Here is a 19,819-nt window from a genome sequence, read left to right as displayed (position 1 = left end):
CACTGCTTCGACTGTCGGTTCGGAATCGAAGCTGAAGGACGAGAAGGCGGACGTCGATCCCGCCAGTACCCCTGAGGTGAGCGGCAGCACCTGCACCGTCACGTTCTGCCGCTTGCCTGCCTCCAGGAGAGAGGACAACTGCTCCCGGTGGACCTCGACGTTCACCAAGGGCTGCGTGATGACCGATTCCCAGAGGATGGCGGTGTACGCCGCTCCACCCTCTCGGATCTTCGCCTGGCGCCCCTCTCGGGCCTTCACCAGGTGGACCACCCGTTCGGGGGCAACGACGTTGGGCCCCATCGTGATGACCGCTTCCGCATAAGCGGGAGTTTGCAGGAGCCCGGGGAACAGCACCGGCTGCCACTCGCGGATGTACGTGGCGTCGTCCTCCAGCGCGATGTGGTCAAGGTAGTCCGGCCGCAGGTGCGCGGCGTGTTCGAGCCACCAGCCGCGGTGGCCGCTGTTCTTCGCGAGCCACACAAGGTGCTCGCGTTCCGTCTCGTCGGTGACGCCGTACCTGTCCAGGAGCAGGAGCACCTCTGCGGGCTTGGCGGTGGTGATGCCGTCCTCCATACGGCTGATCTTGGATCGCGATCCGTAGATGAAAGCAGCCGCCTGCGCCTGATCGAACCCAGCGCCGGCTCTGTGCTGCTGCATCTTGCGGCCGAACCGTCTGCTGCGCACGGTCGGCTTCCCACCTGCGGGCATGTCGCCGCCTCCATCTCCTGGCCTCACGAGCTGCCAAGTCTGCCCGTCTCACGGGCACTTGTAGGACAGCTTCACTCGAAAGTGGCCTCTTATGCACGTGTGCATCAGTTTTGATTGCGTGAGTTGAGGATCGAGTCCTAGCCTCAGTGCACTTGTACTGCCGCACGGCGTGCATGTGACCAAGCGTCAGGGGGTCCCGCCATGCCCGAACCCACCTCACCCCAGCCCCACCCCGAGCCCCGCCAAAAAGCCACCTTCCGCATCCCCAAGCACCCCAGAAACGTCCCCGAAGCCCGCGCCCAGGTCCGAAAAACCCTCGCGGACTGGGGCGTGCCCACCGAACTCGCCGCCGACGTCGCCCTCGTGGCCACCGAGTTCGTCACCAACTCCGTACGGCACTGCGAAGTGACCTTCTCCCTGGTCGAGGTGACCCTCACCCTCCACACAGGCCAACTCCTGCTGGAGGTCTCCGACCCCGACAAGGAGAAGACCCCGGCACCCCGCACCGCCGGCCAACAGGACGAGAACGGGCGCGGGTTGGCCGTCATCTCGGCGCTCGCCGGGCAATGGGGATGCGACCTGCGCCGGTTCACCAAATGCTCCTGGGCCACCTTCCCGCTGCCGGAGGTCGCCCCCGCATGCTCCGGCTGACCGCCCGGCTGGTCACCAGGCTGGCCGCCGGACTCCGCCCTCGCACACCGAGCCCACCAGCCCCGGCGACACTCACCCAGCCGCCGCGCACCCCGGACCCGTACGTCTGGAGCCTGCCCAACCCCCACCACGCCCGCTGGCGACGCTGGCACCGACGTACACAACACACCCCGTACAAGGACCGGACTGACCTGCTCCTCCCCGAGGAAGACTGCTGGCAGTCGCCCGTACGTACTCCGCCCCGCCCCTCGAACTGGACGACGACCGACGACGTCGTACGCCTGTACGCACTCCAGGCCATGGGCGAGGAACAGTGAGTGGTGGGCATCCGGTGCCGGCCTCACTGTCGCTGGCGGGTTTTAGAGCGCGTCCAGAATCTTGGAGGCTGATACTGGTGGGTTTTTGGGGCAGGTCTGGCGGCTGGAGCGGGGTGAGCGGCTGCTCGGCGAGATCATGATCGAGGAAGCCGTGGCCCCGCCCACCTCGCCACCGCTGGCCGGTTCAAGGCGGACTGTGGCTGCGGTGCTTCCGCTGCCGATTCTCGCGTCTGCCCGGTAGAGCCGTTCAACATGCTCGACAAGCTTGCGGCAGTGATGTACGGCTTCGCCATCTCCTCGCGGAGGGCCGCCAGGCCGTTCATCGGCGGCAACGGCACGGGCCGGAACTGCATACGCAGGCGGGCCCACCTGTGGTCACGCGGGCCCGCGGTTTCCAAGCGGGCAGTCAGCGCCACTCAGCGGGGATGTGGGTCACCTGCTTCAGCAGGTCCCAGTCCTTCGGCTTGAGCCTTGGATCGTCCCACTTGGCACCACGGGCCACCCAGTAGCCGCGGATCTCTCGCACCTGGGACAGGTTGTCGTCACCAATCCCTGACTCCGTTGCGCAGCAGGCGCATGAGGTACTGCGGCACGCCGTACTCGTCCCAGAGCGCGTCCCCGACGTCCAGCCCGCAGACGCGGCAGGCGGTCTCCGCTGGGACCTTCGGACTCTCCTCGGGCCGCATCTATCTGATCTCCGTTCCACGCCCAGGAGCCAGTCTTCCAATGCACCCGTGTAGCCGTTCGGGTTGCCGGCGCTCCGGGGCTGTGGCTTGTACATCGTCTGCGGAATCCCGTCCGCGGTGAAGGCGGCCCAGGTGAGAGGGCCCGGGGTCGGAATCCGACCCCGGGCCCTCTCACCTGCCCATGTCCCTGAACGCGTCAGGACCGCACGGCCCTGACCTTCTTCACGACCTTGCGGACCGTCGGGTTGCGCCGGAGCGTCTCCGCGCGGACCGTGCTGCCGCCGGGGAGGCGGAGGCTGGTCAGGCGGCGGCGCTTGAAGTAGTGGGCGTTCTCCGGCAGATGGACCGACAGCCAGGCGGCGACCTCGTCGCGCAGCTGCGGGTGCTTGCGGGACTGCATGCAGTACCCGACCGCCTTCACCAGCGGCGACAGCCGCCCGACCAGCCCGGGGTCGTCGGACGGGGTGCCGATGCTGGCCGCGAGGTCGCGTTCGGCGTCGGGCAGGGCCGCGTCGATGATGGTGAGCGGGATGCGGTTGCTGTTCTCGTACGGTGTGATGCGGTCGAGGAGCGTCTCCGTGCCGACGCGGGCGACCGGGATGCCGTAGAAGGTCGCGGCGGTCATCAGCGCGGTGGAGAAGCAGCCGACGACGAGCTGCGGCTTCAGGTACGCGAACACCGTCTCGGCGAGCACCGGTTCGTTCAGCACGCTCAGGTGCACGCCGAGTTCCGTGGCGGCGGACTGCAGGGAGGTGGAGTACGCGGCCGGGGCGCTCGGGTGCGGCTTGAACAGGACGGCCGTGTGACCGGCCCTGGCCGCGGCCCGGAGCATCCGGACGTGCAGCTCCTCCTCTTCCTCCTGGGTGATGAGGTTGATGGCGGACAGGTACTGGCCGAGGAGCACGGCCGTCGGACGGTTCTCGGCCGGGATGCGGGCGGCCAGGATGTCGGCCCCCTGCTCCCCGATCTCGTTGAGCACGCCGACGATCGGCTCGTTGGGGATCGGCACCGGCTCCACGCCGTACTCGGCGAGGAGCATGGGCCGAAGTCCCGGTATGAGGTCGAGGTGGAGTACCCGCGCGATGCGGCTGCTCATGCCGTGCGGGACGCGGTTGCGGGTGGGGCCGTAGCTCATCAGGCCGTCCGCGTACACGTGGATCGGGCTGTCGGCGAAGATCTCGGCGACCGCGCGGGAGGGGTTCGCCTGGATCGACTCGCAGGCGATCTCGACGGGCTCGTCACCGAGGTTCCAGGCCAGGCGTACGGCCTTCTGCCACATGATCGCGTCCTGCGCGCGCGGGGACCAGCCGGCCGGGTGGTGCGGGGAGATGAACTCGTTCCAGGAGCGCACCTCGTCGAACTCGGGCCGCAGCTTCTCGAAGCCGGCCATTCTGTCGAGCGGGGTGCCGACCTCCGGAATGGCGGCCGTGTTGCTGACGACCAGGATGCGGCGGTGGTCCTCGCGCGGGCCGAAGAGGCCGGCGCGGATCGCGGCCGTGACGGTCGCCGCGGCGTACTGCGTCGCCGAGAAGAAGATCTGGATCATGCCGCGATTCCCTTCATACCGCCGCGCACGCGCCGCAGCAGGTGGACGCGCTGCTCGCCCATCCCGATGAGGGCGGCCTGGAGCTCGTCCTCGGACATCTTGTTCAGTGCGTCGGCACTCATCTGCCGCAGCTTGGCGGCCGTGGGCCGGTCGAACCGGCTGCGCTGGAGCAGCTGGTGCGCGATGACGACGCAGTAGTTGCGCAGCGCCTTCTTGCGCAGCAGCCCGACCTCGGGGTCGTTCGCCAGTTCGGCGAGTACGAGGTCGAAGGACCGGAAGAAGTCCAGCTGGCGGACGTCGCCGATCTGGGTGAGGGAGGTGGTGACGCCCCGGCGGTAGAAGACGCCTCGCAGGCTGGCGACCAGGTAGGACTCGGCCCTGCGGTGCAGGTCCCAGATCCAGGGGCGGTCCTCGGCGGTCTTGAGACCGTCGTGGAAGCGCAGCATGCCCTTGTCGAGGAGGCGGCGGTGGTAGACGCCGGCCCAGGCGTAGGGGTAGTCGACCATCGTGGTGTCGTCGACCGGGAGGATCGAGGTGCGCGGGTCCAGCGGGACGTTCCGGCGGCCCTCGGGTGCCCGGTGGACGGCCCGCTCGATGCCGTTGACCTGGACGTGGTCGGTGCGCACGAAGTCGACGTCGTGGCGCTGGATCGAGTCGACGAGGTCCTTCAGATAGCCCGGGGCCAGCCAGTCGTCACCGTCGAGGAAGGTGAGGTAGGTGCCTTCGGCCGCGTCGATGCCGGTGTTGCGGGCGGTGGCCAGACCGCCGTTCTGCTCGTGCTGGATCACCCTGCCGTGCTTCAGCCGCTTCGTCAGCTCCAGCAACGCCTCGTAGGTCTTGTCCTTCGTCGAGCGGTCCTCGACGAAGATGAACTCGAAGTCGTCCTGGTCGTTGTTGACGAGACTCGTCACTGTGTCCGAGACATAGGTCTCGATGTTGTAACAGGGGACGATAACGGACAGTATCGGGGGACGATTGGTCACGCGCACACCTGGGCTCTCTCAGCTGCAGATTCCGCGACAGTAAGAGTTATTCGGCGCCGGAAGTCAACTCGGTCACGGCCGGACAGCGTTCGGCGGATGAGGGCGGGGCCGAACTCCCAGCGCGTCACGACGACTTCCCGTACGTCATCGCGTACGTCGCCCTGATCCCTGCGAGCACCAGCCCCAGCCCTTCCTCGAACTGTCGGTCGTAGTCCTGGAAGACCTCGGCGCCGGCCGCGGCCGACAGAGGAAAGTCTGCCATCCGCCGGGCCCGCTCCTCGACGCCGTACCCCTCACGGCGCTCGTTGGGCATGCCGTTCGGCTAGGAACCGGCAAGCGACAACTTCACGGCGAAGCCCAGGAAGAGGGCACCGGCCGCGGAGGTGGCCCCCGCTGAGAGACGCCTGCGGCGGCGGAAGGCGGCGGCGAGCTTCGTACCGCCGAATATCAGCGCGGTGAGATAGAGGAAGCTCACGAGCTGGGCGAATGCACCGAGGACGACGAAGGAGACGGCCGGGTAGGCGTATCCCGGGTCGACGAACTGCACGAAGAAGGCGACGAAGAACAGGATCGCCTTGGGGTTGAAGAGGCTGATGACGAGGGCGCGGCGGCAGGGCCGCTCGTCGGTGACATCAGGGGTCTCCTGCGTCTCTGCCTGCTCACCGCGCGTGCGCCACATGCCCCAGGCGGCTCGCAGCATGCCTGCCGCGAGCCAGGTCAGATAACCGGCGCCGGCGTACTTCACGATCCCGAACAGCAGGGCGTTCGTCTGGAGAAGGGAGGCGACCCCGGCCGCGGAGAGGGTCATCAGCACGGCGTCCCCGCACCAGACGCCCGCAGCGGCCGTGTATCCGGCGCGGACGCCTCGGCGTGCGGCGACGGACAGGACGTAGAGGGAGTTGGGGCCGGGCAGCAGGACGATCAGGACCAGGCCGGTGAGATACGTGGGGAGGTCTGTTACGCCGAACATGGGGGGAGTGTCGCACGGGCGTACGACACGACGCTCCCCCGGTCAGCCGTCGAGGAGGGTGTCCACGGAGAGTTCGACGCGAACGCCGACGGACTCCGGGACAGGCACGCTCTGGCCCCGTTTTGAAGCGCTGAGGGTCGGGATACGCCTCATCGCGTGAGAGCTGGACGCAGCCGAGACCCATCGGAGCCATCGATGACTCGAGCAGCAAGCCCGGTCGTCCACGACCAGGTAGTTGACGGCTCGCACTTCAGGAGAGTAACCGGGGGCGTGCGCATTCCACCTCCGATCACTCATTCGGATGAATCGCCCAGCTCAGAGGGCATAGGAAGGCTTGGCGGGTGTGGACACCGGTTCGACGGGTAGTCCCGACACCGACTCACCCGTCATGGTGTGTGCCTCCGCGTAACTTGCCTGTCGCCGCACCCGTACAAGGCCGCGTAGTTCGTCCCCGGTCAGGTGCGGGGGCCGTGGAGAGCACGAGGGGACGGACGGATGGGGGCCAGGCGATGAGCTTCGGGGGGTCCGGCTTGCGTACTACGGGCATGCGAAAGGTGATGTTCGCCGTTCTCACGGCTCTTGCGGTGAGCGGCTGCACGGTGCAGACGACCGACCCGGACGGCAACCCGCGGTCGCCCGTGCACATCCAGGTCTCGCACCCGCCCGACGACGACAAACCCGGCGCCACGCCCACCCAGGCGCCCACACAGGTGCCGACTCCGACGCCGACTCCGAGGAAGGCGACCCGCGCTCCCTCGCCGCCGGCCCCCGTTCTCTGGTCGCGCGGGGACAGCGGGCGGGACGTGCGGGAACTCCAGGCGCGGCTGCGCCAGGTCGCCTGGCTCTACGACGGGCCGACCGGGTCGTACGACGATCTGACGGAGAACGCCGTCAGGGGCTTCCAGGGCAAGCGCGGGCTGCCGCGCACCGGGAGGACCGACACCGTCACCTGGCAGCGCCTGCTGCGGATGACGCGCGAACCCGGACGGTGGGAGCTGTATCTGATGGGCGGGCAGCCGGCCGCCTATCCCGACCCGCGCTGTCTCACGGGCCGGGTGCTGTGCATCAGCAAGACGAGCCGGACGCTGCGCTGGATGATCGACGGCCGGACCGTCTCGACGGTGGCCGTGCGGTTCGGCAGCCAGTACACGCCGACCCGGGAAGGCGTCTTCAGGGTCTACTGGAAGTCACGCCACCACGTGTCCACGCTCTACGACTCCCCCATGCCCTACGCGATGTTCTTCAGCGGCGGTCAGGCGGTCCACTACTCCGCCGACTTCGCGGCCCGCGGCTACGGCGGCGCCTCGCACGGCTGTGTGAACATCCGGGACGAGACGGCGATCGCGGCGATCTTCGCCGAGGTGAGCAACGGCGACAAGGTCGTCGTCCACTGGTGATCCCGCGGCGAGGGATTCGACGGGATCCGGGGCGCGGACGGGACCGGGGGAACGTGTCCCGCCCGCGCCAGGTGCACGAGCCGTAGGTACGGGGGGAACCCCGGCTCTGTGCGAGGAACCGATGACCAGTCGGCTCACTTTCTACTGCGTCGGCGCCGCCGAAAGTGTCACACCCGGCACGTGAGAAGTTCACCGGCGCACGTCTGTGCAGGTCGGAGCGGTGTGCTGCGGTCGATCCCGGCGCGGTGCGATGCGTGCGACGCGGGCAGAGGAGTGCGCCTTGTGGCGTACGGGCTCAGGTGGCCGTCGGCAGCGGCAGGACGCCGTACGACGGGTCGGGCTCCGGCGGCGCCGGATCGTACGGGGTCTCGTCCGCCCTGGGCGCGGAGAAGGACGTCGGCGTGGGTGTCGGCTGCGCCGCGGCACGGTTGCCGCGGCCCCCGCCGTTGCCACTGCGGTGGTCGTTCCCACCGTCACCGTCACCGCCGTGGTCGTTGCCGTTGCCGTCGCTCACGCCGTTGCCCTTGCCGCCGGTGTCGCCGGCGCCGTTCTGGCCGTCCTCGACATCGGCGTCTCCCCCGCCCGCACCGGTGCCCGTGTCGGTGTTCGAACGGACGGCCGGTTCGTCCCTCAGGGCGTCCTCGCAGTACTCCGGAATCTTCCTGGAACCCTTGGCCGCCTTCTCCAGGGCTCGTCTGCGCTCCGCCTCCAGCTTCTTGCCGCTGCGCATGTCACGGCAGGACAGGGCGAGTCCGCTGCGCCAGTCGCCGGGCACGCCCGGATCGGAGCGGGACCCCTGTCCCCCGCCGGTCGGGCTGCCCTGGGGCTCGTCGCGCCCGGCGGTGCCCTTGCCGGCGGAGCCCCCGGCGGTGCTGTCGGGCCTGAAGGTCGGGACGCTCTTGCCCCGGGGGGCGTCCGGCGACGGCGAGGCCTGCATGGGGTCGCGTGACTCGCCGGCCGACACGGTGGCGGCGGGGCGGCCGGGCTCGTCCCCGTCGAACGGGTTCGGCAGGACACCGACGCCGGCGGCCATCGCGACCGAGCCGACCATGCCGACGGCCAGCGCGGCACCGAGCCCCAGACGCAGCGGACGGCCCCAGCGGGCAGCGCGCGCGCCGCTCCGGGGAGAGGCACCGGCACGCCCGAACCCTCCCACCCGTACGAGGCCCATGTCCGAACCGATGTCCGAGCCGATGTCCGACGCCGGCAGCGTGGCGGGCGTGAGGGCGACGGTGGTGCGGCCGGGGGCCGGGCGGGCCTTGCGGAAAGCGGCCAACGCGGCGGCCTCGCCGGGGAGTTCGGCGCTGCCCGGCGGAGTGTCCACGGAGAGCGCGCCCAGGGTCTTGGCGAGCAGCTCGGCCCGGTCGCGGGCTTCGGGGCCCGCGGACTCCAGTGAAGCCTCCAGGGGCTCCCCGCTCAGCAAACGCTCCGCCGCAGCGCGGTCCAGCCACCTGTACGGATCGTCGTCGGCCATCACATGTCCTTCTGCGTCCGCGAACGCGTATGCGTCACACCGGCCGACGACACCGCACGTCCGTGCGGTTCCCGTGGGAGCGGCAGCGCGTCCAGCGCGACGGTCGTGTCCGGGTCCTCCCCGAGCAGCTCCGCGAGCCGTCGCAGTCCGCGGTGCGCCGCCGTGCGGACGGCTCCGGGGCGCTTGCCGAGGGTCTCGGCAGCGGTCTTGGCGTCGAGGCCGACGACCACCCGCAGCACGACGGCCTCGGCCTGGTCCTGCGGCAGTTGGGCTATGAGGGAGAGGGTGCTGTCGGTGGCCAGCGACTCCATGGCCTCACCCGCCGTGTCGGAGTCGGCGGCCCGGCCGGACAGCTCGGTCTCGTCGCCGCCTATGGCGGGGCGGCGTCCGCGCATCCGTATGTGATCCAGGGCGCGGTTGCGGGCGATCCGCGCGGCCCAGCCCCGGAACCGGTCCGCGTCCCCGCTGAACCGGTCGAGGTCACGGGCGATCTGGAGCCAGGCCTCGGACGTCACGTCCTCGGCGTCCGGGTCGCCGACCAGTGTCCGCACGTACCTGAGCAGCCGTGGGTGCACCGAGCGGTACACAGTCCGGAAAGCGGTCTCGTCCCCGGTCTGTGCCGCAAGCACCGCGGTGGTCAGCTCCGCGTCGTCCCCCTGCACCGCGCACACCTCAAGACCTCAGTGGATGCAGTTGCCTGTCGTCCGCAGCCTGTAGCGAAAGGCACGTTACGGCGTGAAAGCGCTCCTCGTCCATGTCCGTACAACGTGCAACTAACTCGTGACGCGGTGACGGTGTGACAGAAAACGCACGCGCGGCGCTGTAGGAGATACGGGCCGCCGCGCGGCCCGTGCCGCGCGACGGCCGGGGCCTCTCCTGTGGGGGGTGGCGGCCCCGGTCGTTGCCATCGGCGGTCGGCGGGGCCCGTGGTCATCGCCAGTCGTCCCGGCGCCGGGGACGTGTCACCTTGTGCGCGCCGGAGTCCCTGGCCAGGAGGAACGCGGCGATCGCCTTCCGCTCGCCGTCGCCGGTGGTGGTGTCGTCGTCGTCGCGTGGGTTTTCGCGCAGGGCGGCGGCGAGCAGCCCGGCCAGGCGCCCGCGCGGTCGGCCGCCTGTCATGTCGTCGCCGTTCATGTCGGTTCCCCCAGTTGCCGGGCGAGGCGCTTCAGGCCCCGGTGCGCGGCCGTGCGTACCGCGCCGGGGCGTTTGCCGAGGACGCGGGCGGCGGCCGGGGCGTCGAGGCCGACGACCACACGGAGCAGGACCGCCTCGGCCTGGTCGCGCGGGAGCCCGGCGATGAGCCCGAGGGCGTACTCCGTGGAGAGTGCCTCCAGGGCCTGGTCCGGGGTGCTGTGCGGGCCGGGCAGGTCCAGTACGTCCTGTTCGAGCGCCGTCCCCCGGGGCCGTGTCCGTCTACGGCGCAGCAGGTCGAGGGCGCGGTTGCGGGCGATGGTCGCCGTCCAGCCGCGGAACCCGGCGCCGTCGCCCTTGAAGCGGCCCAGGTCGCGGGAGATCTCCAGCCAGGCGTCGGACGCCACGTCCTCGGCCTCGTCGTCGACGAGGCCGCGCAGATAGCCGAGGAGTCCGGGCTGCACGAGCCGGTAGGCGACCGCGAAGGCCGCCTCGTCCCCGTCCTGGGCCCGCGCGACGGCGTCGCCCAGCCGCGCGTCGTCCACCCGTACCCGGCGGGGTTCCCGTCGTCCCTGGCCCAAGCGCTGTCCTCGTCCGTACCGGCGCACCGAGTGCGAGTGCGGGTCCGGCTCCCCGTCCCCATGGGCAACTGCGTCGCTCGGCACGGAAACGTCACTGCTCGCGCCGGTTCAGTTCGCCGTCGCGTCCCGGCACAGCAGTCGCAGCGAACCGTGGCCGGCGAAACAGCGGCGGGCCTCGTCGACCGGGTCCCACAACCGCCCGTCGGCCGTGCGGACCCAGTGCCCGCCGCCCGCCTCCAGCCACTCCGCGGCGCCTTCGGTCCGCCGCACGATCACCTCTCCCGCGTACGCCCCGAAGCCGCGCAGCACCGACTCCACGGCGGCGTACGGCGTCTGCTCGCGGCGGAGTTCCTCGATCATCCGGTCGGCGCGCCACAGACTCTGGGTCGAGTAGTCGAGGCGCAGCCGCGCGCCCTCGCGCATCGTCGAGACGGTGTCGGCGGCCCATCGCACGGGCTTCGCGGCGGCCTGCGGACGTGTCGCTCGGGCTGCTCGTTCTGGTGCTCGGTGTGCTGTCACATTCCAGGTAAGCGCGCAGGTGGCGGCGCGCGTCACCCTATTTCGGCGCCTGCCGGGGATCAGCGCGGGAACACCCCAGGTCCACCCCAGGACGACCACAGGAAAGCCACATGGCCCGCCCGGTTCTGGTGGTCAGGCCCGCCCGGTTACGGTGGTCAGGCCCGTCCGCGTGCTCGTCGCGACACCACCGCGCGCAGGACGCGCCGCCCCTCGGTCGACACGGCCAGCGCCTGCCGCAGCCCGCCGGAACCGTGCCCCGCGAGCAGTTCCAGCACGGTGATCTGGCGCCGCAGTTCGGCGGCGACGAGGGGCGAGATTCCCTCCGTACCGCCTGCGCGGTGGGAGTCGACCGAGGACGGGCCGGCGGCGGAGGCGTCCAGGAGCCGGTGGATACGGAGGGCGGCGACGGAGCAGTCGTCGGCCCAGGCGCGCACCTCGGCGACGGACCGGGAGGCGGGGGCGGTGGCGAGCATCCGCCGGGCGAGGAGGATGGCCTCACCCTCGGCGGAGGCCACGGGGGCCGCAGAGGCCGCCGGAGGGGTGGCCGGAGGGGTGGCCTGAGGGGTGGCCTGAGGGGTGGCGGCGGGGTCGGCGGGGTCGGCGGGGCCGAGTTTGACCCGGACCTGTTCCAGGTGGGTCGCCCAGTCCTCCGCGTCACTGCCGTCGGCGAGGCTGGCCCACAGGGGACGCAGGATCTCGTCGTCGCCGCCCAGGAGGGACACGCACCGATCCAAACAAGCCAGTCCACTGGCCGTCAGTCCGCGCTCGTCGGCATCGTCGATCAGTTCCACCAGGCTCATGCACGCCTCCCTCCGAGGGCGCCATCCCTTACGGAGCCCGTATTTTCCCTTACTGCGTGCAACGTACCCGGAGCGTCACAGAGGGAGAACACCTAGTCGGTCGAGGAACCGGAAGAACAGGTTTTCGGCCAACGGGTCGGGTTCCGAGGTCAGTACGTCGAGGAGCGGCCCGGCGTTCACCGTGTGGCCAGCCTCGGCGGCCCAGTCGACCGCGCGCCGGGCGGCGTCGCCGGGCTCCAGGAAGTAGTCGTCGAGCGTCAGCCCAGCGCCTTCCTCGCCCTCGCCCGCCTCCGCGCCGTCGCTCTGCCCGGCGCCCAGGTACCCGGCCATGGCGTCGCGCACCAGACAGGTGGTCCACGCCCCGCTCGCGGGCGCCGCCGCCTCCAGGACCACACAGTGGCTGTCCATGACGTACCCGAAGAGCGCGGGAGCGCCGGTCTCCATGGCGAGCGCGTTCATGCTGCCGACGTCACCGTCGCCGCTCGGGTACTCCCACACCTGCCAGCCGTCGTCCCGCCGTTCCCGCGAGGTCAGGCCGTCGCGCACCGCACGCAGGGCGTCGGTCTCCGCGAGCGGCTGCTCGCTCCTGCCCACGATCAAGTAGCCCCAGTAACCCAATGCCATCCCCCTGGCGTTCCGGTTCTGCTCGCAGTGCCCGCGCCGAATACACCACAGACACACGCGAGTTGGCCAGGGATCCGACAATCGGACGTCAGACGCCCACGGGGACGGGGCCGTGCTGGGCCTTCTCGTGCTGCATACGGGTCAGCCGGAGCACGACGAGGATCGCGAGCACGGCTGCCACGATGTCGACGGAGTCGGAGAAGAGCACCTGGCCGGCGGCGTCCCGGATCTCCTCCAGGGTCTCGGCGCGGTTGTACGCGCTGGATCCGAGCCTCCTGGTGAGCACCGCGACGAGCCACAGCGTCCACCAGGCGTTGACGAGCGCGTGCGAGGTGCGGGTGCCGGCTGGGCTGCTCGCGTCCCAGATGTCCAGCATGATCCGGCGCGGGAACCACAGGCTCACGACCGGCACGAACCATCCCCAGCCCGCCCAGGCGCGCTTCTTGCTGTGCCCGAACGGGTTGAACACCTCGGCGTTGACCCGCACCCGCAGAAACCAGACGAGGTAGACGACGATCGCCGCGACGAAGGCCACCATCTGCGCGACCGCGGCGGCGGCAAAGAGCGAGTCCGCCCGCTCGGCGTCGCCCTGGAGGTCGTTGTAGCCGTCGTAGCCGAGGCTGTCGTCCGTCATGGAGCTCATCACGTCGTACATGGTGAAGTCGGCGTAGACGGCGAAGAGGTCGACGGCGATGACCACGCCGAGCAGTACGGCGACCGCCTTGCCGAGTCCGACCGGCGAACGCAGCCAGGCCGGTCCGTGCGGCTGGACGACGGGACCGGTGGGTGCGGGCGGCGCCGGGAGCACGGGCCGGGACGCGAACGTGCGCCCGGACCTGGGCTCGTCGGCGGCGTCGGCGCAGTCCCAGCACAGGCCCTCGGGGGTAGCTGCCGTGGACAGCTTGCAGTGCTTGCAGAACATGTCGATCCCCCGGGAACAAGAAGCCGGGCGCCGTCCCTCCCCAGGACCGCGCCCGACATGCGAATACGAATACGTGTGCTACCTGTGCGGAACGTACGGTTCACCGGGCCCGTACGTCCAGCCGGTTTCAGCCCAGCCTGCCCGCCAGCTTCTTGAACTCGGTCCAGGACAGGGGTGGTTGGGCCCGGGGGTCCCACAGCTTCTGCACGGTCGCCCGCAGTGGCATCCGTATGCCGGCGGCCACCTGGTTCTGGGTCTGCGATCCGGCGAGGTCGCACCAGACGGCGAAGACCCCGCCGAGTATCTGTCCGTCGTACGACGCGGAGACGGCCGTACTGCCGCGCAGCACCCGCGGGGTCCACTGCCTGTAGATCCGCTCGCCGGTCGGATAGACGAAGGTGTTCGGCTGGCCGAGCACGTAGTAGAGGTACTCGTCGTTGTAGTTGACGACCTTGCGGCCCGCGCTCAGATAGGCGGTCGGCTGCCTGGCGCCGATCTCCTTGCCGGTCCAGTAGGCGACCTGGATGTTCTTGGCCGCCTGGACCGAACCCGACTTGTAGAAGCCGTCGTTCCAGGCGCGCACGCTCGTCCGGTTGTGGGCGCGGACCGTGGCGGCGCGGTCGTTGAGCCAGCCCGTCGCGAGGTCGGAGACGCCGGCGCCGGATCCGTACTTCCGGACGGCAGCGGCGGCGAGCTGGGGGTAGGAGGTCGCCGGGCTGGAGACCGTCAGCGCCCGGTACTCGTCGCCGCCCAGGTGCCAGGACGCGCCGGGGAAGAGATCGGCGTACTCGCCCAGCAGGTCGTCGACGATCTTCGCGGCCCCGGGCTCGGAGATGTCGATCGCCCCGCGTGCCGCCGTGCCCTGCGCGTTCTTCAGCTGGAGGTCGGGGTGGGCGGCGAGGACCGCGCCCAGGTGGCCCGGGGAATCGATCTCGGGCACGACGGTGATGTGACGGCTCGCGGCGAGGGCGAGGATGCGGCGGACCTCGGCCTTGGTGAGGTGGGTGCCGGAGACGACCTCCGGGTGCGTGTCGGAGGCGATCCGGAAACCCTGGTCGTCGGAGAAGTGCAGGCCCAGCTCGTTGAACTTGAGGTCGCCCAGCTCCCGGACACGGTCCTCGATCCAGGCCGCCGTGAAGTGCTTGCGGGCGATGTCCAGCATCAGTCCGCGCCGCTCCTTGGCCGGCCGGTCGCGCACGACACCCTCGGGGGCGGTGCTCCCGCCGGTCACCTCCTGCTTGAGGGTGCGGGTGCCGTAGAAGACGCCGGCTTCGGCGGGGGCGGCGACGGTGACGCGGCCGTTCCTGACGGTGAGCGTGTAGGACTCGCGGCCCTTCGCCACCTGGCCGGGGTCCAGCTTGAGCTGGACGTCCCCGGCGCGGGGGGCGGCAGTACCGCCGTACGTCATCCGCAGCTCACCGGCGAGCAGCTTCCCCTCGTCGGCGAGGCCCCCCGCGGTGACGACCACCCGGGACGCCGAGGCGGGGCGCCAGCCCGGACCCCGGGCCGCTGTGTGCTCGCGTACGGCGGGGATGGTGCGGGGGACCTTGGAGAGGGGGTAGACGCGGGCGGGGGACTGAGAGGGGGCGGGGGACGGGGCGCGGGACGCGGTGGACGCGGAGCTGGCCGCTCCGGCCTCGTCCGAGGAGCGCGCCGCGCCGGTCGACGCGATGTCGCCGCCGGTGCCGGAGCCCGTGTCACCGACCGGCCAGAGCGCGACGGTCACCCCCACCGCACCGACGGCGACGAGAACACCGGCCCCGAGAAGCAACCCGGACCCCTGCCCGTACGTCTTCCTCCTCGGACCCCGTTTCCGCTCAGGAGCCCGTCGCCTCCGGCCGGTCACCGGTTCCCACCTGCCCGAGCCTCACGTATCGCCCGCATGTCACGCACCTCCTGGATCGCCTCCCCCTCTGAACCTACGACCCCACCCCACCGGGATCGTCCACCGTACGTTCCGAAACTCTCCCGTTCGGGTGAAATTCAGACCTCCGTCGAACAGCTCCTGACCACCTCTCGATAATGTGAGCGGCGCCTCTCCACGCGCATCTCGCACTCCGACCCAGACCTCCGAGGACTCACGCTGTCCGCGCACCGTCTTCCCCAATTCTCCGGCCGGCTCGCCATGCCGGCACAGGCGCGCACCGAGTCCCCCTCTCCTACGCCGCCGGGCCTGACACGGTTCAACGCCGAGCCCGCCGAGGACATCGAGCGCACGCTCCTGACCTGCCTGCACAGCCTCCGCTGGGCCCGCCGCCTCACCGACCACCGCCCCTATCCGGACCTGGACTCCCTGCTCGCGGCAGCGGACGAGGCGGCGTACGACCTGACCCCGGGCGACCTCTCCGAGGCCCTGGCCGCGGAGGCGCTGCCCGCACTGCCCGACGGCGTCTACTCGGCGGCCCACACGGCACTGGGCGCCGCGCATGCGGCGTACGAGGCCAGGTTCGGGCATGTCTTCGTCATCTGCCTGGACGGCACCCCTCCCACCGAGGTCCTGAACACGATCCTGGCCGCCATCCGGTCACGTCTGGCAAACGACCCGGAGGAAGAGCGGGTGGTGGCGGCCGAGGAACTGCGGCGCCTGGCGAGAGAGCGGCTGGGGAACGCCCTCAGGGGCGCGGGGCTGCAACATGTTCCGGCTCCGCCGCGGAGCGCGACCAGCCACAACTGACCGGTCACTCGGCAGACAACCGCAAGCCCTCCCCCAGTAGCCGCACTCGGTAACCGCACCCAGTAGCCCGTACGAGCCTGTTTGATCACATCGGTAGGCCCGCTGTAAGCGTTCCGACAACACGTCGCTACGATGGCCAGGGCCGGTGGACCGTACCCGGCCGGGCCCGTCCGACACCCGAAGCCGGCGCGGCTCCGATCCCCGCTCCCGGAGGGTTTTCCGTGCCGGCTGGAACGCTGTACCGCGGCCGGGAAGGAATGTGGTCCTGGGTGGCTCATCGAGTCACCGGCGTCCTCATCTTCTTCTTCCTGTTCGTACACGTCCTGGACACCGCTCTCGTCCGTGTCTCCCCCGAGGCATACGACAAGGTGGTGGCCACGTACAAGACGCCGATCGTCGCCGTACTGGAGTACGGCCTCGTCGCCGCCATCCTCTTCCACGCGCTGAACGGCCTCCGCGTCATCGCCGTCGACTTCTGGTCGAAGGGCCCGCGCTACCAGAAGCAGATGCTGTGGACCGTCGTCGGCCTGTGGGTCGTGCTGATGATCGGGGCGATCTACCCCGTCCTCGGTCACGCCGCTCGTGAACTGTTCGGGAGCTGACGCAGATGGCGACGACTGAATCCACCGCTTCGGGCATCGGCCCCGTCGAGGGCGCGGGCACGTTCGCGGGCTACGACGCCGACAACCCGGCGCCCCTGATCGAGGCCCCGCGCAAGCGCACGAAGAAGACCCCCAAGTCCACCCGGGGCAACTTCGAGATGTACGGCTGGCTGTTCATGCGGCTGTCCGGCATCGTCCTGGTCGTGCTGGTCCTGGGCCACCTCCTCATCCAGCTGGTGCTGGACGGCGGTGTCTCCAAGATCGGCTTCGCCTTCGTGGCCGGCCGCTGGGCCTCCCCGTTCTGGCAGGTCTGGGACCTGCTGATGCTGTGGCTGGCGATGCTGCACGGCGCCAACGGCCTGCGCACCGTCATCAACGACTACGCGGAGCGCGCGAACACCCGACTGTGGCTCAAGGGCCTGCTCTACACCGCCACGGTGTTCACGATCCTGCTGGGCACGCTGGTGATCTTCACCTTCGACCCGAACATCCGCTAGGCCACGGTGCTGAGGGACTGAGGAAATCCTGATGAAGATCCACAAGTACGACACCGTCATCGTCGGCGCGGGCGGCGCCGGCATGCGCGCCGCGATCGAGTCGACGAAGCGCAGCCGTACCGCCGTACTGACGAAGCTCTACCCGACCAGGTCCCACACGGGCGCCGCGCAGGGCGGTATGGCCGCCGCGCTCGCCAACGTGGAGGAGGACAACTGGGAGTGGCACACCTTCGACACGGTCAAGGGCGGTGACTACCTGGTCGACCAGGACGCCGCCGAGATCCTGGCGAAGGAGGCCATCGACTCGGTCCTCGACCTGGAGAAGATGGGCCTGCCGTTCAACCGCACGCCCAACGGCACGATCGACCAGCGCCGATTCGGTGGCCACAGCCGCAACCACGGCGAGGCGCCGGTCCGCCGGTCCTGCTACGCGGCCGACCGTACCGGTCACATGATCCTCCAGACGCTGTACCAGAACTGCGTGAAGGAGGGCGTGGAGTTCTTCAACGAGTTCTACGTCCTCGACCAGCTGATCGTCGAGGTCGACGGCGTGAAGCGGTCGGCCGGTGTCGTCGCGTACGAACTCGCCACGGGTGAGATCCACGTCTTCCAGGCGAAGGCCGTGATCTACGCGTCCGGCGGCTGCGGCAAGTTCTTCAAGGTGACGTCGAACGCGCACACGCTGACCGGAGACGGCCAGGCGGCGGTCTACCGTCGCGGGCTGCCGCTGGAGGACATGGAGTTCTTCCAGTTCCACCCGACCGGCATCTGGCGCATGGGCATCCTGCTGACGGAGGGCGCCCGTGGTGAGGGCGGCATCCTCCGCAACAAGGACGGCGAGCGCTTCATGGAGAAGTACGCGCCGGTCATGAAGGACCTCGCGTCCCGTGACGTCGTGTCCCGCTCCATCTACACGGAGATCCGTGAGGGACGCGGCTGCGGCCCCGAGGGCGACCACGTCTACCTCGACCTGACGCACCTTCCGCCGGAGCAGCTGGACGCCAAGCTGCCCGACATCACCGAGTTCGCGCGCACCTACCTCGGTATCGAGCCGTACACGGACCCGATCCCGATCCAGCCCACCGCGCACTACGCGATGGGCGGCATCCCGACGAACGTCGAGGGTGAGGTTCTCCGCGACAACACGACGGTGGTGCCCGGCCTGTACGCGGCCGGTGAGGTCGCGTGTGTGTCGGTGCACGGTGCCAACCGTCTCGGCACGAACAGCCTCCTGGACATCAACGTGTTCGGGAAGCGGGCCGGTATCGCGGCGGCGGAGTACAGCCAGAAGGCCGACTTCGTCGAACTCCCCGAGAACCCGGCGGAGTTGGTGGCCTCCCAGGTGGAGCACCTGCGCGAGTCCACGGGCACGGAGCGGGTCGCCGCGCTGCGCCTGGAGCTCCAGGAGACCATGGACGCGAACGTCATGGTGTTCCGTACCGAGCAGACGATCAAGACGGCGGTGGAGAAGATCGCGGAACTCCGCGAGCGCTACCGGAACGTCTCGATCCAGGACAAGGGCAAGCGGTTCAACACGGACCTGCTGGAAGCCATCGAGCTCGGCAACCTCCTGGACCTCGCCGAGGTCATGGCGGTGTCGGCGCTGGCCCGCAAGGAGTCGCGCGGCGGTCACTACCGCGAGGACTACCCGAGCCGCGACGACGTCAACTTCATGCGCCACACCATGGCGTACCGCGAGGTGGGCGACGACGGCACCGAGTCCATCCGTCTCGACTACAAGCCGGTCGTCCAGACCCGCTACCAGCCGATGGAGCGTAAGTACTGATGGCAACCCCTGTTCTGGACAAGGCGGACGCGGCCGGCGAGCCCGAGCCCGGCTTCGCCGACTCCCCGTACATCACGGTCACCTTCCGCATCCGCCGCTTCAACCCGGAGCTGGCGGCCGAGGCGGTCTGGGAAGACTTCAAGCTGGAGATCGACCCGAAGGAGCGCGTCCTCGACGCCCTCCACAAGATCAAGTGGGACCAGGACGGTTCGCTGACGTTCCGTCGTTCCTGCGCGCACGGCATCTGCGGCTCGGACGCCATGCGGATCAACGGCAAGAACCGCCTTGCCTGCAAGACCCTGATCAAGGACATCAACCCCGCCAAGCCGATCACGGTCGAGCCCATCAAGGGCCTGACGGTCCTGAAGGACCTGATCGTCGACATGGACCCGTTCTTCCAGGCGTACCGCGACGTGATGCCCTTCCTGATCACGAAGGACACCAACGAGCCGACCCGGGAACGCCTCCAGACGGCCGAAGACCGCGAGCGCTTCGACGACACGACGAAGTGCATCCTGTGCGCGGCGTGCACGTCCTCGTGCCCGGTCTTCTGGAACGACGGCCAGTACTTCGGCCCGGCCGCGATCGTCAACGCGCATCGGTTCATCTTCGACTCGCGTGACGAGGCGGGCGAGCAGCGCCTGGAGATCCTGAACGACCGGGACGGCGTCTGGCGCTGCCGGACCACGTTCAACTGCACGGACGCGTGCCCGCGTGGCATCGAGGTCACGAAGGCGATCCAGGAAGTGAAGAGGGCGCTGATCACTCGGCGCTTCTGATCACTCTGCGGTTCCGATCACTCGGGTCGCTCTGATCTCGCACTGCCCTCCGGTGGCCGTGCTTCTGCATCGACAGAAGCACGGCCACCGGGCGTTTGTCCGCCGGGCGTTTCGGCCGTGCGGTGATCGCGGCCACACACCCCTCCATACCCACCAGTACGACTAGGAACTT

The 19,819-nt window shown here is 69.8% G+C and carries 22 protein-coding genes and 1 pseudogene; 8 read left to right on the top strand and 15 right to left on the bottom strand.

Features of this window, described 5'->3' with window-relative positions:
• Positions 1-708 (bottom strand): helix-turn-helix domain-containing protein (locus IEY89_RS17855; RefSeq protein ID WP_189148398.1); only part of this gene is annotated, 708 nt, incomplete at its 3' end.
• A 201-nt stretch (positions 709-909) separates the two neighbouring features.
• On the opposite strand from IEY89_RS17855, the gene IEY89_RS17850 reads away from it, so the two are divergent.
• Both IEY89_RS17850 and IEY89_RS17845 read left to right on the top strand, forming a co-directional pair.
• Complete coding sequence (locus tag IEY89_RS17850) at positions 910-1,359, top strand: ATP-binding protein (protein WP_189148397.1); 450 nt, start codon at positions 910-912, stop codon at positions 1,357-1,359.
• Positions 1,347-1,676, top strand: coding sequence for a hypothetical protein (locus tag IEY89_RS17845; protein WP_189148396.1), 330 nt, complete (start codon positions 1,347-1,349; stop codon positions 1,674-1,676). Before IEY89_RS17850 ends, IEY89_RS17845 begins: the two co-directional genes overlap by 13 nt.
• A 542-nt stretch (positions 1,677-2,218) precedes the next feature.
• Here IEY89_RS17845 and IEY89_RS41670 read toward each other — a convergent pair.
• From IEY89_RS41670 to leuE, 5 genes and pseudogenes are all read right to left on the bottom strand, one after another.
• Entirely contained in the window at positions 2,219-2,362 is a 144-nt protein-coding gene (locus tag IEY89_RS41670; RefSeq protein ID WP_308437445.1) for a hypothetical protein, read from the bottom strand.
• 196 nt (positions 2,363-2,558) lie between these two features.
• Positions 2,559-3,908: a polysialyltransferase family glycosyltransferase gene (locus tag IEY89_RS17835; protein ID WP_189148395.1), complete on the bottom strand. Its 1,350-nt coding sequence runs from the start codon at positions 3,906-3,908 to the stop codon at positions 2,559-2,561.
• Positions 3,905-4,891, bottom strand: a complete 987-nt coding sequence (locus IEY89_RS17830) for a glycosyltransferase family 2 protein (protein ID WP_189148394.1) — start codon at positions 4,889-4,891, stop codon at positions 3,905-3,907. Before IEY89_RS17830 ends, IEY89_RS17835 begins: the two co-directional genes overlap by 4 nt.
• Positions 4,892-5,015: 124 nt before the next feature.
• A pseudogene (locus IEY89_RS17825) lies at positions 5,016-5,204 on the bottom strand (TetR/AcrR family transcriptional regulator C-terminal domain-containing protein); the annotation flags it as partial.
• Positions 5,205-5,213: 9 nt separating this feature from the next.
• Entirely contained in the window at positions 5,214-5,861 is a 648-nt protein-coding gene (gene leuE / locus IEY89_RS17820; RefSeq protein ID WP_189148392.1) for a leucine efflux protein LeuE, read from the bottom strand.
• 545 nt (positions 5,862-6,406) lie between these two features.
• Between leuE and IEY89_RS17815 the strand changes: the two genes are divergently transcribed.
• Positions 6,407-7,258, top strand: coding sequence for a L,D-transpeptidase family protein (locus tag IEY89_RS17815; RefSeq protein WP_189148391.1), 852 nt, complete (start codon positions 6,407-6,409; stop codon positions 7,256-7,258).
• A 295-nt stretch (positions 7,259-7,553) separates the two neighbouring features.
• On the opposite strand, the gene IEY89_RS17810 is transcribed toward IEY89_RS17815, so the two are convergent.
• The 9 genes from IEY89_RS17810 to IEY89_RS17770 all read right to left on the bottom strand — a co-directional run bounded on the left by IEY89_RS17810 (position 7,554) and on the right by IEY89_RS17770 (position 15,080).
• Positions 7,554-8,732 (bottom strand): hypothetical protein, encoded by a 1,179-nt coding sequence (locus IEY89_RS17810; protein WP_189148390.1) that lies wholly within the window; start codon positions 8,730-8,732, stop codon positions 7,554-7,556.
• Positions 8,732-9,394 carry an RNA polymerase sigma factor gene (locus IEY89_RS17805; RefSeq protein ID WP_189148389.1) on the bottom strand — a complete coding sequence of 221 codons (663 nt, stop codon included), beginning with the start codon at positions 9,392-9,394 and terminating at the stop codon, positions 8,732-8,734. The genes IEY89_RS17810 and IEY89_RS17805 overlap by 1 nt, the downstream gene beginning before the upstream one ends.
• Positions 9,395-9,662: 268 nt before the next feature.
• A complete protein-coding gene (locus IEY89_RS17800) occupies positions 9,663-9,866 on the bottom strand; it encodes a hypothetical protein (protein WP_189148388.1) in 204 nt (67 codons plus the stop codon).
• Positions 9,863-10,444 (bottom strand): RNA polymerase sigma factor, encoded by a 582-nt coding sequence (locus IEY89_RS17795; protein ID WP_189148387.1) that lies wholly within the window; start codon positions 10,442-10,444, stop codon positions 9,863-9,865. The genes IEY89_RS17800 and IEY89_RS17795 overlap by 4 nt, the downstream gene beginning before the upstream one ends.
• A 108-nt stretch (positions 10,445-10,552) precedes the next feature.
• Entirely contained in the window at positions 10,553-10,963 is a 411-nt protein-coding gene (locus IEY89_RS17790) for a DUF6278 family protein (RefSeq protein ID WP_189148386.1), read from the bottom strand.
• A gap of 155 nt (positions 10,964-11,118) precedes the next feature.
• Complete coding sequence (locus IEY89_RS17785) at positions 11,119-11,763, bottom strand: hypothetical protein (protein ID WP_189148385.1); 645 nt, start codon at positions 11,761-11,763, stop codon at positions 11,119-11,121.
• 75 nt (positions 11,764-11,838) lie between these two features.
• Positions 11,839-12,381, bottom strand: coding sequence for a hypothetical protein (locus IEY89_RS17780; protein WP_189148420.1), 543 nt, complete (start codon positions 12,379-12,381; stop codon positions 11,839-11,841).
• A gap of 94 nt (positions 12,382-12,475) precedes the next feature.
• Positions 12,476-13,309: a DUF4328 domain-containing protein gene (locus tag IEY89_RS17775; RefSeq protein ID WP_189148384.1), complete on the bottom strand. Its 834-nt coding sequence runs from the start codon at positions 13,307-13,309 to the stop codon at positions 12,476-12,478.
• A 127-nt stretch (positions 13,310-13,436) separates the two neighbouring features.
• The gene (locus tag IEY89_RS17770; protein WP_189148383.1) at positions 13,437-15,080 is read right to left on the bottom strand and encodes a beta-N-acetylhexosaminidase; all 1,644 of its coding nucleotides are present in this window, start codon (positions 15,078-15,080) and stop codon (positions 13,437-13,439) included.
• Between the two features lie 354 nt (positions 15,081-15,434).
• Between IEY89_RS17770 and IEY89_RS17765 the strand changes: the two genes are divergently transcribed.
• The 5 genes from IEY89_RS17765 (at position 15,435) to IEY89_RS17745 (ending at position 19,647) form a co-directional block, all read left to right on the top strand.
• Complete coding sequence (locus IEY89_RS17765) at positions 15,435-15,983, top strand: 2-oxo-4-hydroxy-4-carboxy-5-ureidoimidazoline decarboxylase (RefSeq protein ID WP_189148382.1); 549 nt, start codon at positions 15,435-15,437, stop codon at positions 15,981-15,983.
• 221 nt (positions 15,984-16,204) lie between these two features.
• Positions 16,205-16,585: a succinate dehydrogenase, cytochrome b556 subunit gene (gene sdhC, locus IEY89_RS17760; protein ID WP_105973587.1), complete on the top strand. Its 381-nt coding sequence runs from the start codon at positions 16,205-16,207 to the stop codon at positions 16,583-16,585.
• A gap of 5 nt (positions 16,586-16,590) precedes the next feature.
• Positions 16,591-17,082 (top strand): succinate dehydrogenase hydrophobic membrane anchor subunit, encoded by a 492-nt coding sequence (locus IEY89_RS17755; RefSeq protein ID WP_164322300.1) that lies wholly within the window; start codon positions 16,591-16,593, stop codon positions 17,080-17,082.
• A 31-nt stretch (positions 17,083-17,113) separates the two neighbouring features.
• Entirely contained in the window at positions 17,114-18,868 is a 1,755-nt protein-coding gene (gene sdhA, locus IEY89_RS17750) for a succinate dehydrogenase flavoprotein subunit (RefSeq protein WP_189148381.1), read from the top strand.
• Entirely contained in the window at positions 18,868-19,647 is a 780-nt protein-coding gene (locus tag IEY89_RS17745) for a succinate dehydrogenase iron-sulfur subunit (RefSeq protein WP_189148380.1), read from the top strand. Before sdhA ends, IEY89_RS17745 begins: the two co-directional genes overlap by 1 nt.
• The last annotated feature ends 172 nt before the right edge of the window (positions 19,648-19,819 follow it).

Source organism: Streptomyces lacrimifluminis (assembly GCF_014646095.1).
In the GTDB taxonomy this organism is placed as follows: Bacteria; Actinomycetota; Actinomycetes; order Streptomycetales; family Streptomycetaceae; genus Streptomyces; species Streptomyces lacrimifluminis.
Note: the sequence above shows the minus strand (reverse complement) of the source record. Positions and strands in the feature narration are given on the sequence as shown.